Source organism: Chryseobacterium sp. WLY505 (assembly GCF_030846215.1).
Classification (GTDB): Bacteria; Bacteroidota; Bacteroidia; order Flavobacteriales; family Weeksellaceae; genus Chryseobacterium.
This window is the reverse complement of the sequence record NZ_JAVCWI010000009.1, coordinates 89,116-102,684: the sequence shown is the minus strand read 5'-3', so window position 1 is coordinate 102,684 and position 13,569 is coordinate 89,116. Positions and strand designations below refer to the sequence as shown.

The 13,569-nt window shown below is 36.0% G+C and carries 14 protein-coding genes and 1 tRNA gene; 4 read left to right on the top strand and 11 right to left on the bottom strand.

The features are described 5' to 3' along the window. Positions 1 to 61 precede the first annotated feature (61 nt). The 3 genes from RAH34_RS17520 to RAH34_RS17510 all read right to left on the bottom strand — a co-directional run bounded on the left by RAH34_RS17520 (position 62) and on the right by RAH34_RS17510 (position 2,531). Positions 62 to 1,108: a T9SS type A sorting domain-containing protein gene (locus tag RAH34_RS17520; RefSeq protein WP_306596963.1), complete on the bottom strand. Its 1,047-nt coding sequence runs from the start codon at positions 1,106 to 1,108 to the stop codon at positions 62 to 64. Between the two features lie 67 nt (positions 1,109 to 1,175). Beyond that, positions 1,176 to 1,352 (bottom strand): hypothetical protein, encoded by a 177-nt coding sequence (locus tag RAH34_RS17515; protein ID WP_185144340.1) that lies wholly within the window; start codon positions 1,350 to 1,352, stop codon positions 1,176 to 1,178. 51 nt (positions 1,353 to 1,403) lie between these two features. Next, positions 1,404 to 2,531: a GNAT family N-acetyltransferase gene (locus RAH34_RS17510; protein ID WP_114820913.1), complete on the bottom strand. Its 1,128-nt coding sequence runs from the start codon at positions 2,529 to 2,531 to the stop codon at positions 1,404 to 1,406. A 104-nt stretch (positions 2,532 to 2,635) separates the two neighbouring features. Here RAH34_RS17510 and RAH34_RS17505 point away from each other — a divergent pair, with 104 nt between their 5' ends. Beyond that, the gene (locus RAH34_RS17505; protein ID WP_171006330.1) at positions 2,636 to 3,346 is read left to right on the top strand and encodes a zinc metallopeptidase; all 711 of its coding nucleotides are present in this window, start codon (positions 2,636 to 2,638) and stop codon (positions 3,344 to 3,346) included. On the opposite strand, the gene RAH34_RS17500 is transcribed toward RAH34_RS17505, so the two are convergent. The 8 genes from RAH34_RS17500 to rbfA all read right to left on the bottom strand — a co-directional run bounded on the left by RAH34_RS17500 (position 3,343) and on the right by rbfA (position 11,503). Continuing rightward, positions 3,343 to 3,948 (bottom strand): YigZ family protein, encoded by a 606-nt coding sequence (locus RAH34_RS17500; RefSeq protein ID WP_306597013.1) that lies wholly within the window; start codon positions 3,946 to 3,948, stop codon positions 3,343 to 3,345. The two genes, RAH34_RS17505 and RAH34_RS17500, sit on opposite strands and share 4 nt — an antisense overlap. A 113-nt stretch (positions 3,949 to 4,061) precedes the next feature. Next, positions 4,062 to 4,235 (bottom strand): hypothetical protein, encoded by a 174-nt coding sequence (locus RAH34_RS17495; protein WP_162800915.1) that lies wholly within the window; start codon positions 4,233 to 4,235, stop codon positions 4,062 to 4,064. A 63-nt stretch (positions 4,236 to 4,298) separates the two neighbouring features. Then, positions 4,299 to 5,324: a bifunctional diaminohydroxyphosphoribosylaminopyrimidine deaminase/5-amino-6-(5-phosphoribosylamino)uracil reductase RibD gene (gene ribD, locus RAH34_RS17490; protein ID WP_306596962.1), complete on the bottom strand. Its 1,026-nt coding sequence runs from the start codon at positions 5,322 to 5,324 to the stop codon at positions 4,299 to 4,301. Between the two features lie 63 nt (positions 5,325 to 5,387). Further along, positions 5,388 to 7,187 carry a DUF349 domain-containing protein gene (locus tag RAH34_RS17485; RefSeq protein ID WP_114820910.1) on the bottom strand — a complete coding sequence of 600 codons (1,800 nt, stop codon included), beginning with the start codon at positions 7,185 to 7,187 and terminating at the stop codon, positions 5,388 to 5,390. 74 nt (positions 7,188 to 7,261) lie between these two features. Next, complete coding sequence (locus tag RAH34_RS17480; RefSeq protein ID WP_306596961.1) at positions 7,262 to 7,999, bottom strand: shikimate dehydrogenase; 738 nt, start codon at positions 7,997 to 7,999, stop codon at positions 7,262 to 7,264. Between the two features lie 62 nt (positions 8,000 to 8,061). After that, positions 8,062 to 9,855, bottom strand: coding sequence for an endonuclease (locus RAH34_RS17475; RefSeq protein WP_306596960.1), 1,794 nt, complete (start codon positions 9,853 to 9,855; stop codon positions 8,062 to 8,064). Between the two features lie 79 nt (positions 9,856 to 9,934). Next, on the bottom strand, positions 9,935 to 11,140 hold the full coding sequence (locus tag RAH34_RS17470; RefSeq protein ID WP_114820907.1) for an ABC transporter permease: 1,206 nt from the start codon (positions 11,138 to 11,140) through the stop codon (positions 9,935 to 9,937). A 3-nt stretch (positions 11,141 to 11,143) separates the two neighbouring features. Then, positions 11,144 to 11,503, bottom strand: coding sequence for a 30S ribosome-binding factor RbfA (rbfA, locus tag RAH34_RS17465; RefSeq protein WP_034693455.1), 360 nt, complete (start codon positions 11,501 to 11,503; stop codon positions 11,144 to 11,146). A gap of 93 nt (positions 11,504 to 11,596) precedes the next feature. On the opposite strand from rbfA, the gene mce reads away from it, so the two are divergent. From mce to RAH34_RS17450, 3 genes are all read left to right on the top strand, one after another. Then, positions 11,597 to 11,995, top strand: coding sequence for a methylmalonyl-CoA epimerase (gene mce / locus RAH34_RS17460; RefSeq protein WP_114820906.1), 399 nt, complete (start codon positions 11,597 to 11,599; stop codon positions 11,993 to 11,995). A 62-nt stretch (positions 11,996 to 12,057) separates the two neighbouring features. Further along, positions 12,058 to 12,131, top strand: a tRNA-Ile gene (locus RAH34_RS17455). Positions 12,132 to 12,319: 188 nt separating this feature from the next. Next, entirely contained in the window at positions 12,320 to 13,519 is a 1,200-nt protein-coding gene (locus RAH34_RS17450) for a site-specific integrase (protein ID WP_090000224.1), read from the top strand. The last annotated feature ends 50 nt before the right edge of the window (positions 13,520 to 13,569 follow it).

The window sequence follows — 13,569 nt, the reverse complement described above, 5'->3', positions numbered from 1 at the left end:
ATTTATCAGCTTAAAAGTCGGATGAAAATGAGTTAAATCGGTAATTTAGAATCAATAAAAATTAGCTTTTTATGATTATTTTTTTGGTGTGTTTTTCCCCTTTTTTTGTAGTAACTGCCAAAAGATATATTCCATCGGGCATATCGGAGATATTCAAACCTTCAATATTTTTTTGATTCGAGAAGTCTTTGATCATCCTACCTGAGTTGTCAAACAGATATATTGAGATGATTTCATTGCGTGGAATATTGGTATGGCATATCATCGTATGCTTCGCGGGATTGTTTACATTGAAATAGGTTTCTGATGCGGAAGTTTCTTTGGTATTTAATGGGGTGAGACTGCATGTCGTGTTGGTGGATGTAATATTATAACGGGCAGCAGCACCATAGATGAGATGGTTATAAGTTCGTATGGGAGTTCCTATCTGTTTGTTCACCATATCAATTTCAGACAAGGTGGATTTATTGTTGCCGTATGTTATCAGATAGGCTTTTGAATATGTTCCGTAATCAATAGAAAAAGCGGCGTATGGGTTCGCTGTATTGATGGTCATGAAAGGACAGCTCTGGGTTGGGTTTTCCAGGTTAATTTCAACAATTCCCTCCGTGGTAGTTAAAAAAAGCCTGCTTTCATAGAAGAATAAATCTCCTGAAGGAGTCTGGCCATCCGAGAGATTACCGATCTCTGTGAAAGTACCGGTATTGATATCATACCTGTAGAGTGCGTTGGGGTTAGTTCCGGCAGCATATAGATAATTTCCGGAATCGGCTACCAGTGAGTTGGCTGCAGCGTTGCCAGTCGTGAAATCACCTAAGAATTCACAAATTGTATTGCTGCTTTTTTTTCTGTATAATAATCCCGAATTGGTAACATAATACAGATTATTATTGCTGTCAATGGCAATGTCTGTGGATATGTCGTTGGCTGTAATATTGGCTGTACAGGAGGTTTCGGGAACTTCCAAAGGACCTGAAACATCAAATTTATAGACGCCGTTGGTGAAGTTAGTAAAGTTAATTACAGAAAATGTATTGACGTAAAATTCCTGCGAATAGGTTGATGCCGGAATAAACAATATTCCAATGAAAAATAATATTTTGCTCATGCTGTTGGGTATTAGTCAGAACAAATATAAATTTATTTCATTGAATCTTATTATAATTTCAGATTTCTTATTTTTTCATTTTTCTAAGAAGAGTATAGGCCATAAAGGAGATGTATCCAAAAAGAATACTGGCAAAAAGAATATTAATTACCGTGTTGGTTTTGTCATCGGGCGACTGAAAAAAGATGTTGTAACCGATAAATCCGGCAATTAAAATAGCAAATATGATAAGCTGTGGTTTCATAAAGTTCAAAGTTTGGGTGGTAAGTTTACGTTTTACTAATTGCGGTATCAATTAGTTGAGTTCCATTGAATACGTTCTTCTTCTTTTGTGATTCACCGGATTGTAATCCTGCCACAAAAGCTGAATACTTTTGTTTTCTTCCAGTTCGGGATTGGTTTCAAGGTATTTTACTCCCTTTTTTCTGAATATGTCCCAGATTTCTTTAAAAATAATAGAAGTTACGCCTCTTCTCTGATAATCCGGATGAATTCCGATCAGGTAGAAGTTTGCTCTGTCATTTTTCTTTCCTGCCTGTAAGAAATGCCACCAGCCAAAAGGAAGCAGTTTTCCTCCTGACTTCTGCAGTGCTTTGGAGTAAGAAGGCATTGTAATAGCGAATGAGACCAGATTATTGTGTTCATCAGCAATACAAACAATGAAATCTTTATCGATCAGTTTGAAATATTTTTCTTTGTAGGTTTTGCGCTGTTCATCCGAAATAGGAGTATACGTGGAAAGATGTTTGTAAGTTTCATCCAGAAGATCAAACATAGGATCCACATACTGAATAATCTCTTCTTTTGTTTTGAATTTTAAAACCTTCAGCTTGTATTTTTCAGAAATAAGCTGGTTGAATTTATGAATTTTGTCCGGTAACGTTTCAGGGAAGATGATTTCAAACTCTACCCATTCCTTTTCCTTAGTCAATCCCAGGTTCTCAAGATGTTTTGGATAGTAATCATTATTGTAAATTCCTATCATTGTTGCCAGCTGGTCGAAGCCTTTGATCAGCATTCCAGCTTTGTCAAGATTGGTGAAGCCCATTGGACCTTCAATTTTGTTGATGTTTTTTTCTTTGGCATAATCAACCGCTTTTTGAATTAATGCCTTTGAAACTTCAGCATCATCAATAAAATCGATCCATCCAAAACGTACTTTTTTAATTCCTAATTCTCTCTCTTCCTTATGATTGATGAGAACTGCAATTCTTCCTACAATCTTATCATTCCTGTAAGCCAGATATTGTTTGGCCTCCGAATATTGAAGCGCAGGATTTTCATCCGCATTCCAAATATTGATTTCGTCATTGATAAAGGACGGAACGTAGTAGGGATTGTTTTTATACAAATCCATTGGAAATCTTACGAATTGCTTGAGCTGACCCGCTGTTTTTACTTCAATAATTGAAACTGTAGACATGTTTTTTGAGAGGAATTAAAGGACAAATATAAATAATAATATCTTATACTTTGGCACAGTTTTTATATGATTATGGGTAAAATTAAACACAAAATTTATATAAAATGGTGGGTTATTATATCATTATTGGTATTTCAATGTTGGTGAGCTGGTGGGTTTCGTCCAGATTGAAATCGAAATTTGAATATTATTCCAATGTACACCTTCGAAATGGCCTTTCGGGGAAAGAAGTAGCGGAAAAGATGTTGAGAGACAACGGAATAAATGATGTTCAGGTCATATCAGTACCCGGGCAGTTGACGGACCACTATAATCCGGCAGATAAAACAGTGAACCTTTCTGAAGGCGTTTATATGCAAAGAAACGCAGCGGCAGCGGCAGTAGCAGCTCATGAGTGCGGACACGCGGTACAGCATGCGGTAGGATATTCTATGTTGAATTTACGTTCAAAACTGGTTCCTATTGTAAATATAAGTTCCAATCTGATGCAATTTGTCCTTATTGCGGGTATCGCAGTAATGGCTGCATCCAGAACAATTGAGAATCCAAATGGAAATACAACTGTGCTTGCCATAGGAGTTGCAATGTTTGCGATGACTACACTTTTTGCTTTTGTAACGCTTCCGGTAGAGTACGATGCAAGTAACAGAGCGATGAAGTGGCTTAAAGATACAGGAACTGTAACTGCAGAAGAATTTGTTGGAGTACAGGATAGCTTGAAATGGGCAGCAAGAACTTATGTGGTAGCAGCGTTAGGTTCTCTGGCACAACTTCTTTACTGGGCATCTTTGCTTCTTGGTGGAAGAAGGGATTAATCATTAAATTCAAATGAAACATATTGCATCTCAGAAAGCTTTTCTGAGATGCTTTCTTTTTGGGCCAGTTTTAATGATGCAGTAAGAATACAGTTTTCATTGGCATCGAAGTTCAAAACTTTAGCATCAAATTTAGAAAGTAAAGTGAAAATAGTATTCTGTTGATTAAAATTAAATTGAATCTCTACTTCTGTTTCTAATTCTCTGGTGATAATAGTAGCTTCCTCCAATGTAATCTTCGCAGATTCTTTATAAGTCTTTACAAGTCCGGAAACTCCCAGTTTAGTCCCTCCATAATAACGAACAACAATCACGAGTACATTTGTGATTTCATTAGCTAATAACTGATTGTAAATGGGTAATCCTGCACTTCCGGAAGGTTCACCGTCATCGTTGGCGCGATAGTTTTCCCCATTCAATCCCATTCTGAAAGCATAACAGTGGTGAGTCGCCTTCGGATGTTCTTCTCTTATCTTTTCCAGCGCGCTCTTTAATTCTTTTTCGTTAGTCACAGGATAAGCAAATCCTATAAACTTACTGCCTTTTTCTTTTAAAAGAGTATTTTCTATGGGTTTTTCTATGGTTTTGTATTCGAACGTCATCAGAGTTGCTGCTTTGTTCTGCAAAAATATTAAATAAATCCAAGTAGTTAAGTAAAGAAGCCGCCAGATTTCTGGCAGCTTCCCAATTTTATGTATTATAACTTCTGTTATTTTTATCCGCAATAATCCAGCGGAAGTAAACAGATGTAGTTGGTAGGGCCACAAAAGTCTGTAGGACAGAAATCTCTACATCTCGTAAGGTCTCCATTTGGTAAAGTACAGTTTACAAATGCTCCTCCCTGGATTGCTTTTAAGCCGGTTCTTGATACTTTTTTCAAATTTTTCATGGTAGTTTTAATTTTGTAAAACTAATGTAAAAAAAAATATTTCATTTTACAGTGATAAAACTGCTATTTTGCTTTAAAAAATGAAATGGTATTATCTCTGAAATTTTCAATTGTAGAAGGAATTTTGCCAAATTCCGGGGCTTTTGTTCCATTTTCCAATATCAAATTCTCATTTTTAATCACAATGGCTTCATCCCAAAGATCAGCATTAATAAATTCCTGCAGCGTAAAGCGGCCCCCTTCGATAATCACAGATTGTATTTGTTCTTTATACAATATCTCCATGAGTTCAGCCAGAAAATCAGCCTTGTTGATTTTAATGAATTGAATATGTCCTTCAGAACCTTCCTTCACAGAATTTAAAACCAATGTTCTTGCTTCATTATTATAAATATTGAAGGCAGCAGGAACTTTTAAATCAAAATCAATCAGAATTCTGATAGGATTTACGCCTTCAGCATTTCTAACGGTAAGACTTGGGTTGTCATTCAAAGCGGTTTGAGTTCCTACTAAAATGGCATGCTCGTCTGCTCTTAACTGATGCACAAACTGATTAACCAATGAGTTGGAAATGGCTGTAGGTTTAAAATCTCTATCAAGAAAACCATCACCGGATTCTGCCCATTTTAAAATGATATAAGGTCTTTTCTTTTCGTGATACGTGAAAAACCTTTTGTTAAGTTCAATGCATTCTTTTTCAAGTATTCCTGAAACAGCTTCAATTCCTGCATCCTGAATGATTTTCTTCCCCTTTCCATTCACTTTATCATGGGAATCCATAGCGCCAATCACTACTTTTTTAAAGCCCAGTTCTTTAATTTTTAAAGCACAAGGCGGTGTCTTGCCATAATGTGCGCACGGTTCCAGTGATACATAAATGGTAGATTCCGGAATAAGCTCTTTATTCTTAACGGAATTGATCGCATTGATCTCTGCGTGGTTTTCTCCTGCCTTGTGATGATAGCCTTCACCAATGATCTCTCCGTTGTGTACAATTACACTTCCAACAAGAGGGTTGGGGTAGGTGTTGCCAAGAGCTTTTTGGGCAAGCTCAATACATCTTTTAATATAAAATTCGTCGTTGTTCATAGGTATAAAAATAAAAAGCGAAGACAAATTGCTTTGCTCCGCCTTTATTTATTCTGTTATGTATTATTCTCCGCTGATAATAGTGTGGAGATTTTGTTTTAATGTTTCCAGATGAGCTTTTTTCTCATCAATCGTGTTGTAAGTATCTTTTAACAGAGGGTTTTCTCTGGACGGCTTGTTGAAGAAAGAAAGGTTGTTTTCCAGTTTAACGATTTCTGCTTCAAGATCAGAGATTTGATTTTTGATCTTTCTTGCTTTATCGGTAAGCTGGTTTTCAGATAGACCTTCCTCTTTCAGTTCAAGTTCGTTGATCTTATTTATTTTCAATTTCTCTCTCAATGTTTTGTTGAATTCAGAGTTGATTGAAATTTTATCTCTCGGAACTTTTCCGATATTATTCCATGAAGTTTTGATCTGCTCAATTCTTTCAATGCTTCCTTCTTCGTTGGAAACTTCTTTAAGTTCATCAAGAAGAGCTTTTTTGTTCTTATAGTTCTCCTTCCAGTTGTCTGTGGAGGTATTGCTTTTCTCTCTGTAATTGTTGAAGAATGCATTACAAGCGTCACGGAATTCATCCCAGATTTTATTGGTCATGCTTTTGGGAACGTGGCCGATTTTTTTCCAGTCTTCCTGAAGTTTTTTGAATAACGGAACAGCAATATCCCATTCTTCGTTGTTCATATTATCCTGTGCCGTCTGGATCAGCTTTAATTTTTCTTCAAGATTCGCTTGCTGAGAACCTTTCAACGATTTATAATAGTTGTTTTTCGTTGTATTGAAACCTCTTAGTGTAGTTTTGAAGTCATTCCAGTTTTGGTTGGAAAGTTTTCTCGGAACACTTCCGGTTTTCAGGAATTCAGAGCGCAGATCTTCCACTCTTTTGATAGCATTCTGCCAATAGTTGTGATTAGGTGCTTCTGATGGTTCAGAAAGTTTCTTGATTTCGGCAATGATTTCATTCTTCTTTTCAAGATTAACGGCCTGCTCTTTTTCAATGGAAGCAGAAAGCTCAGATTTTCTTTCGTGAATTTTGTTTGAAATTTCTTTGAATTCCTCCCATGTTTTTTCACGGAATTCTTCTGCAACAGGCTCAGCTTCTTCTTTCCAAAGTTTGTGAAGGTATTGAAGCTCATTTAAAGCCTTCTGAATCACCGGTTCATTTTCAAGTTCTTTAGCGCGGGCAATGATGTGCTCTCTTTTTTCAAGGTTGTGGCTGTATTCCTGCTCCAGAAATTCTTTGTTCAGATCCAGCATCTGATAAAACTGATTCAGGTGGTGGAAATAGTTATTGTTAAGAATTTTGAATTCAGATTTGGCAACCTGTCCGGCCTTTGACCAGTCCTCTTTAATCTCACGGATAGATTTGAAAAGATTGATTCCCGGTTCAGAGCTTGTGTATAGATTTTTAAGTCTTTCAATTATACTTTGACGGTGGTCAAGGTTTTTCTTTTGCTCTTCTTCCTGTCCTTTCTGGAAGTCGTCATGTTTTTCTCTGAAAATATTAACCAATGCAGAGTATTTAGCCTGAGAAGGGTGTTCGTAGCTGAAATTTTCAGCTGCATTTCCGGCTTCTATGTATTCATGCTTTTTATCCTCCACTTCATCATGGATGTAATGACTTGCTTTTTCCTTCAGCTGATTGAATCTTTTGAAGTTCTCACCAGCGTTGGGAGTGTTGATGATTTTTTCCATTTCCTTTAAAGCATCGGCAAGGGAAATTTCTTCTTCATGTTCATCCAGGTGTTCTGCATCATCTTCATGTTGGTTTGCATCATGAGAAACTGTGTTTTCTGATGGGTCCTGAGATACTTCGTTAGGATTTTTCTTTTCTTCGTTTTCAGAAAGATTGTTTTCTGTAGTCATAGCAAATCTTTTATGTGAGTGGCGTTAATATCCTTTAAATATAGCTTTAAGGCCAATTAAAGTACTAATTTATGTTATTTTTTTTGAAAATTCCAAATTTCCCAAGCTTTTTCTGCTTGCTGTTCAAGCATATAGTATCCATTTACCGTTTTTGCTCCTTTTTCAGAGGCATTGATGATGAATTGAGTATAATTGGGGTTGTAAATCAGATCAATAACCAGATGATCCGAAGAAAGTCCGTCAAAAGGAAAATTCAGACAGTCTTTCACATTCGGGAAAGTGCCTACCGGTGTACATTGAATGATAATTTTATGGTCGGCAACAGTTTCCTGATCAAGATTTTCAAAATTGATTTCTGTACTTCTGGAAATGGTTACAGAAGGAATACTGTGTTTGTCCAATGCATATTTTACGGCCTTGGCAGCCCCTCCGTTTCCTAAGATTAATGCTTTGTCCTGTGACGGTTTCTTGTGTAAAAGAAGCGTCTTTTCAAAACCGAACGCATCTGTATTGTAGCCTGTTTTTTTTCCATCCTGAATAAGAACGCAGTTGACGGCACCTATTTTCTCGGCTTCATCACTTAATTCATCCAGATAATCGATTATTTTTTCTTTATAAGGGATGGTTACATTAAATCCTAACAGGTCGGGAGAAGCAAAAAGATCTTTTACTTCATGAATGTCGTTCAGGTCAAAAATATCATAGGAGAAGTTCTTCAGCATGAGCTTCTGGAACTTATTTTCGAAGAATTTTTTAGAAAAAGAATAGGAAATATTTCTTCCTATCAATCCTAATTTTTTATTGGAATCCATCTATCAAAAATAAAAAAAAAGACCGGATAAATCCGGCCTTAGTTTGAAATATTTTTTAATAATTAATCTACGATAAATTTGGTAGAGAAATTATCTGTTTTCAGGACATAAGTTCCTTTAATCATACCTTTAAGATTGATTTTGTTTGAATGTCTGAAAGGATTGGCAATTGTTTCAATTAATTTCCCTGAAAGATCATAGATCTCGGCTTTTGAAATTTTGCTAAGGTTTTCTCCTTTTACAAATAATTCATTATTTCTTACCGGATTAGGGTAGATGGTAACTGCTGATTTGTCTTTTTGATTTTCAGCAGTCGCTAACGTAGTTCCGAAACATGTCCAGCTAAGATCATCCAGAGCCACTCTGTTGGAAGTAGAGGAATTTGTCAGTTTAATCACGGCATTTCCGCTTACATTTATATTGCTGATGGTAGTGGTGGTAACAACATTACTGTAAGGAATAGTTCCTACATTAACATCGTTTACAAGAACATTAAAGTAGCCTGCACTCCCGGAGAATTTCAATTGAGTTGTTAAAGTTAAGCTTTGAACACCACCTGAGAAAGTTGAACTTGTTAAAGTACCATTTTTTATGGTAATAGCTTTATTATTGATAGTTTGGTCAACTCTTGAGTCTGTAGCAGTCCATGAAATTCCGTTGTTGGTCCAGTTTACTGTCAGATATGTATTTACAGGACCACTGATTGTTTCGAAATTTTCAGTTCCACAGCTTCCTCCTCCTGCGGGTACATCAAGAGTTGTTTCTGTAGCTGTTGTACTTTGTGGAGAAGAGTTTGCGAAAGCATCTTTAGCAATGATGTAGAATGTGTACTGCGTCAATGGTGATAATCCGGAAACAATAGTAGATGTAGTTGTACCTGAAACAGTAGCTTTTAAGGTACCGTTCGCATAAATCTGATACGAGGTTACTCCCACATTGTCTGTAGCCGCTGTCCAGCTTAAAGCAATAGAGTTTGAAGTTGGGTTGCTGGCAACAAGGTTGGTTGCTGCTGTAGGGGCCTGGCTATCAACAACCGGAGCTCCCCAGATCTGGGTAACATATTCAGGGTGATCAATGAAAGGGTTTCTGTTTCCCTGGTAAGTATAAGAAGCATTGTTTCTTGCAATTTCTTCCGGAGATACAGGGTCCATTGCATTCCACGCTAAATATTGGTTAAGTGCCCAAGGCTGTAGTCCAGGAAATGCTGTGTTGCCAAGCATATCACCAGTGGTGAAATTATGAAGTTTATCCTCATATCTTGTTACAAAATAAAGAATCATTCTTGCAATATCTCCTTTGAAAGCGTCGATAGGCTCAAATACAGTCCCTCCGTATCCTGCTGATACAGATGTACCAAGTTTTGATCCGTTTTTAGAGGTGAAAGAAGTGTTGCCAACCGTTCCGAAAGGGTAGTTGGATCTCATTCCGTTCACTTTTCCATCGGTAGCTCGGATAAAATGAATATCAGCAACCATAGGAGAAGCACTGTTGAATAAACTTTGAGGAATCACGTGCTCTCTGTTGTAGCAGTCACCTTCATTAGAATATCCGGCAGATCCGCACTGACTGGTTCCCAGAGTGAAATTATACTGATCTGGTCCATTTGGATTTTCAGAATAAATATCCAGAATAGTTCCGTCATTTTCATAAAAATAGTCGCGGTCAGTAGTAGCATAGCCTGTCCATAAACCACCATAGCCATTATCTATGTGTCCATCACTGATAATGATTTGAAGAGCTGTTTTAAGAGCTGCACCTGTTAATCCGTTAGCATTTGTATAATATCCTGCCGGAGCCTGTGCCAAAGCGCTTATAAATGTCACGCTTAAAAGAAAAAAAGATAAAATTTGTTTCATTTTTTAAAATTGGGGCGTAAAGGTACGAAAAAATGAAACCGAAGTATATTAACTTAATGTAACGTATAAACTAAATGTATTAGTTTTTAGTAATATATTCTTTACTGATTTTTGAAAAGAACCATGAAATAGTGATTCCAAATAAGGAAGCTGTAAGGGCTACGATAAGATAATTTTTACCTACAATTTTTACCGGGAATGGCAGAACTTCATTGGCTCTGAAGAATTCTGTATAAAGCTGGAAGTAGCAAAGTGCTGTTCCAAGAATTAATCCGGTAATCACACCGGAAATAACAATCAGGAGGCCGGTGTAGAAATAGGTCATTCTTAAATGGCTTAAAGGGAAACCTAGTGATATCAATGATTTTGCCTGCTCTTTTTTATCAAGCTGAAGAATAATAATGGCTCCCGCCAAATTAAAGGTGGTAATAAAGATCACCAATGCAAAGATCAGGTAAATAAAAAGTTTTTCAGTATTGATCATCTTCCAGAAAGCGGCATTTTCCTCTTCCTTGGTTTTGATCTCAATATTTTTTCCAAGAGAAGAAAGCAGATTTTGTTTTACGGCATCTGCATTTTCCGGATTTTTCAGTTTAATAACAATCTGATAAGCCGATTTTTTAGGAAGGGTAAGTAATTCTTCTGTAAGTTCAATAGGAGAAATGATATAATTGTCCAGCTGGTCTTTACCGGGGAAAACACCCGTTACCAGAATGTCTCTTTTATTATAGATGTCTTCTTCCTTACTGATAATTCCTGTTCCCGGTTTGGGCATGAAAACTGTTGCGTAGTGATTGGAAGAATCTACCGGAATCGAAAGTCTGTTATCCAGACTGTTTTCCATCAATACCTCATTGGAGTATCTGAAACTCGGATACGTTCCGTAGAACACTTCTTTATTAATAGGATTTACTTTCACGTAGGCAGAATCTACACCTCTTAAGTAAGCAATATCACCTTTTCCGTTGAAACTGATATATACTTTTTCTTCAATAACACGGGAGAAACTGCTGATTTCTTTAGTACTGCTTAAAGTTTTACTGACTTTATCCAGATTTTTGATGGTTTTCCCCGAAGTACTTTTTATAGTAAGATCTGCATGAAGATTGGAAATGAGATCTTTGTTCAGGTCTTCAAGCCCTGAAAAAACAGAAATAATGACGAACATTGCAGCCACAGCAACCGTCATGGCACCTACGGCCAGCCACGTAATGAACGTAACGGCAGTACTTCCCTTTTTAGCCAAAAGGTATCTGGATGCTATGTAAAATGCAATATTCTTCAAGATCTATAAAACAGGATTGTCGCCTTCGCCTCTTAATTCTCTTTCCAGTCTTTCAACATCATCAAGAGCGGTATCCAGGTAAAAGTTAAGTTGTGGAATAATACGTACCTGTTTTGCCATTTTCTGGCCAATGAAGTTTCTGTATTGAGGTTTGTTTTCTTCAATCTCCTTCATCACAGCGGTACGGAATTCCTGTGGGAAAATGCTTAAATAAATTTTCGCAATTCCTAAGTCAGCAGTTACTTTTACATCTGAAACAGATACCAATATGCTCTGTTTGCTTTCTGAAGCCTGTTTGCGGAAAAGCTCTGCGAAGTCTTCCTGAATGATCTGTGCTACTTTTCTTTGTCTGTTACTTTCCATAATTTCTGCAAATTTAGTACTTTTGTTTGAATTGATACTTTGAAATTCAACTACGGTATCAAATTTACGATTTAATTATATTGATTAGTATTTATGAAACTAGAACATATTGGTATTGCCGTAAAGTCTTTAGGGGTTTCTGATGAACTTTTTACCAAATTATTAGGAAAAGAATCCTATAAGAAAGAAACAGTGGAAAGGGAAGGGGTAGTAACTTCTTTCTATGCAACAGGGGAAAGTAAAATTGAGCTTTTAGAAGCCAGTAATCCTGAAAGTGCGATCTCTAAATTTATTGATAAAAAGGGAGAAGGCATCCATCATCTGGCATTTGGCGTTGACAATATCTTTGAGGAAGTAAAAAGATTAAAAAAAGAAGGATTTCAGTTTATCTCCGAAGAACCGAAAGAAGGTGCTGATAACAAATTAGTTGTATTCCTTCATCCCAAGTCTACCAACGGAGTGCTGGTAGAACTTTGCCAAGAAAAGCAATAAAAAATTTTGTAGTGAAAGAAATTTTACTATTTTTGCAAACACAAAATTTAACCAAGTTTTGAGGTCCTATAGCTCAGTTGGTTAGAGCACCTGACTCATAATCAGGTGGTCCCTGGTTCGAGCCCAGGTGGGACCACTAATTAAGAGCCCAAACAAAACGTCAAGTTTGTTGGGCTTTTTTTATGCCTTAGAATCAAGGTTTTATATTCTTATTTTTTCTAGAACATTCTCATTATCTTTTAAATCTAAACTAAAAAAGGTCCCCAAAAGGAACCCTATTCTGGGAAATTGGAACCCCATTATAACCCTCATTAACACTAGAAAATGACAATTAAAATATTATTTGTATTAGATAAATCAAAATCTAATAGTAAAGGTCTAGCTCCCTTAAAGTGTAGGATTACTTACATGGGAGAAAGAAAACCTTTTGCTACAGGCATATTTATTAATCCTCAAAACTGGGATAATAAGCAGCAGAAAGCTAAACCACCAAATTCTGAGAATGAAACTATCAATACACAATTGAGTCTGATTAAGAATAAAATTAATCAGGCTTTTTTGTTTTTACAGGTTAATGAAGAAGAGTTTGATGTGGAAGATGTTTTCTTACAGTATAAAGGAAATCCTCCTAAAAAGAACAAAACTATATTACAGCTCTTTCAAGAACATAATGATAGAATTGAAAAACTAATAGGTAAGGAGTATTCTATAGCAACTTTATGGAAGTTTAAACAGGCAAAAGAGCTATTAAAAGACTTTATTAAGTATTCTTTTAATAAGGGAGATTATCATTTCAAAGATTTGGACTTAAAGTTTATTCAAGATTATGAATTCTTCCTGAAGGCAGAGAAATCCTTAGCCCTTGCAACTACTAATAAGATGATACAAAGGTTCAGGAAGATAGTTAAGCTTGCCATATCCCAAGATATTATACAAAAAGAACCATTTACAAGCTACAAAGTAAAGCATATCAAAAAAGAAATTACTTATTTGACTAGGGAAGAGCTAGCTAAAATAGAAGAGTATCAATTTAAAGCAGAGAGATTACAAATAGTAGCAGATTTGTTTGTTTTCTGCTGTTATACAGGTTTAGCATATAATGAAATGGTAAACCTTGAGAAATCACATATTATAATTGGCTTTGATGGTAATGAATGGATTAATATGATCAGAGGAAAAACTCAGCATTTATTATCAATACCACTACTTTCTAGAGGTAAGAAGATAATTGAGAAATATGATTATGTTGATGAAAAGAAAGCTTTACCAAAGTTTAGTAATCAAAAATTTAATGCTTATTTAAAAGAGATAGCTGATATAGTTGGACTAAATAAAAGACTTACTCACCATCTAGCAAGAAGAACCTTTGCTACAACAGTATTACTCTTTAATGATGTTCCTATGGAGATTGTATCAGAACTGCTAGGTCATTCTAAAATCACTATTACTCAAGAGCACTATGCTAAAGTTGTTAAGAGTAAGGTTGGTGAGCAGATGAATAGGTTAAATTCTAAACTAAAATAACTATGGATTAACTGCTTTGTGTATTTTTACAAGGCAGTTAAACTTTATAT

Bases quoted from the DNA above. Each gene is read 5' to 3' on its own strand.
- RAH34_RS17520 (WP_306596963.1), bottom strand. From the start codon at position 1,108: ATGAGCAAAATATTATTTTTCATTGGAATATTGTTTATTCCGGCATCA.
- RAH34_RS17515 (WP_185144340.1), bottom strand. From the start codon at position 1,352: ATGAAACCACAGCTTATCATATTTGCTATTTTAATTGCCGGATTTATC.
- RAH34_RS17510 (WP_114820913.1), bottom strand. From the start codon at position 2,531: ATGTCTACAGTTTCAATTATTGAAGTAAAAACAGCGGGTCAGCTCAAG.
- RAH34_RS17505 (WP_171006330.1), top strand. From the start codon at position 2,636: ATGGTGGGTTATTATATCATTATTGGTATTTCAATGTTGGTGAGCTGG.
- RAH34_RS17500 (WP_306597013.1), bottom strand. From the start codon at position 3,948: ATGACGTTCGAATACAAAACCATAGAAAAACCCATAGAAAATACTCTT.
- RAH34_RS17495 (WP_162800915.1), bottom strand. From the start codon at position 4,235: ATGAAAAATTTGAAAAAAGTATCAAGAACCGGCTTAAAAGCAATCCAG.
- ribD (WP_306596962.1), bottom strand. From the start codon at position 5,324: ATGAACAACGACGAATTTTATATTAAAAGATGTATTGAGCTTGCCCAA.
- RAH34_RS17485 (WP_114820910.1), bottom strand. From the start codon at position 7,187: ATGACTACAGAAAACAATCTTTCTGAAAACGAAGAAAAGAAAAATCCT.
- RAH34_RS17480 (WP_306596961.1), bottom strand. From the start codon at position 7,999: ATGGATTCCAATAAAAAATTAGGATTGATAGGAAGAAATATTTCCTAT.
- RAH34_RS17475 (WP_306596960.1), bottom strand. From the start codon at position 9,855: ATGAAACAAATTTTATCTTTTTTTCTTTTAAGCGTGACATTTATAAGC.
- rbfA (WP_034693455.1), bottom strand. From the start codon at position 11,503: ATGGAAAGTAACAGACAAAGAAAAGTAGCACAGATCATTCAGGAAGAC.
- mce (WP_114820906.1), top strand. From the start codon at position 11,597: ATGAAACTAGAACATATTGGTATTGCCGTAAAGTCTTTAGGGGTTTCT.
- RAH34_RS17450 (WP_090000224.1), top strand. From the start codon at position 12,320: ATGACAATTAAAATATTATTTGTATTAGATAAATCAAAATCTAATAGT.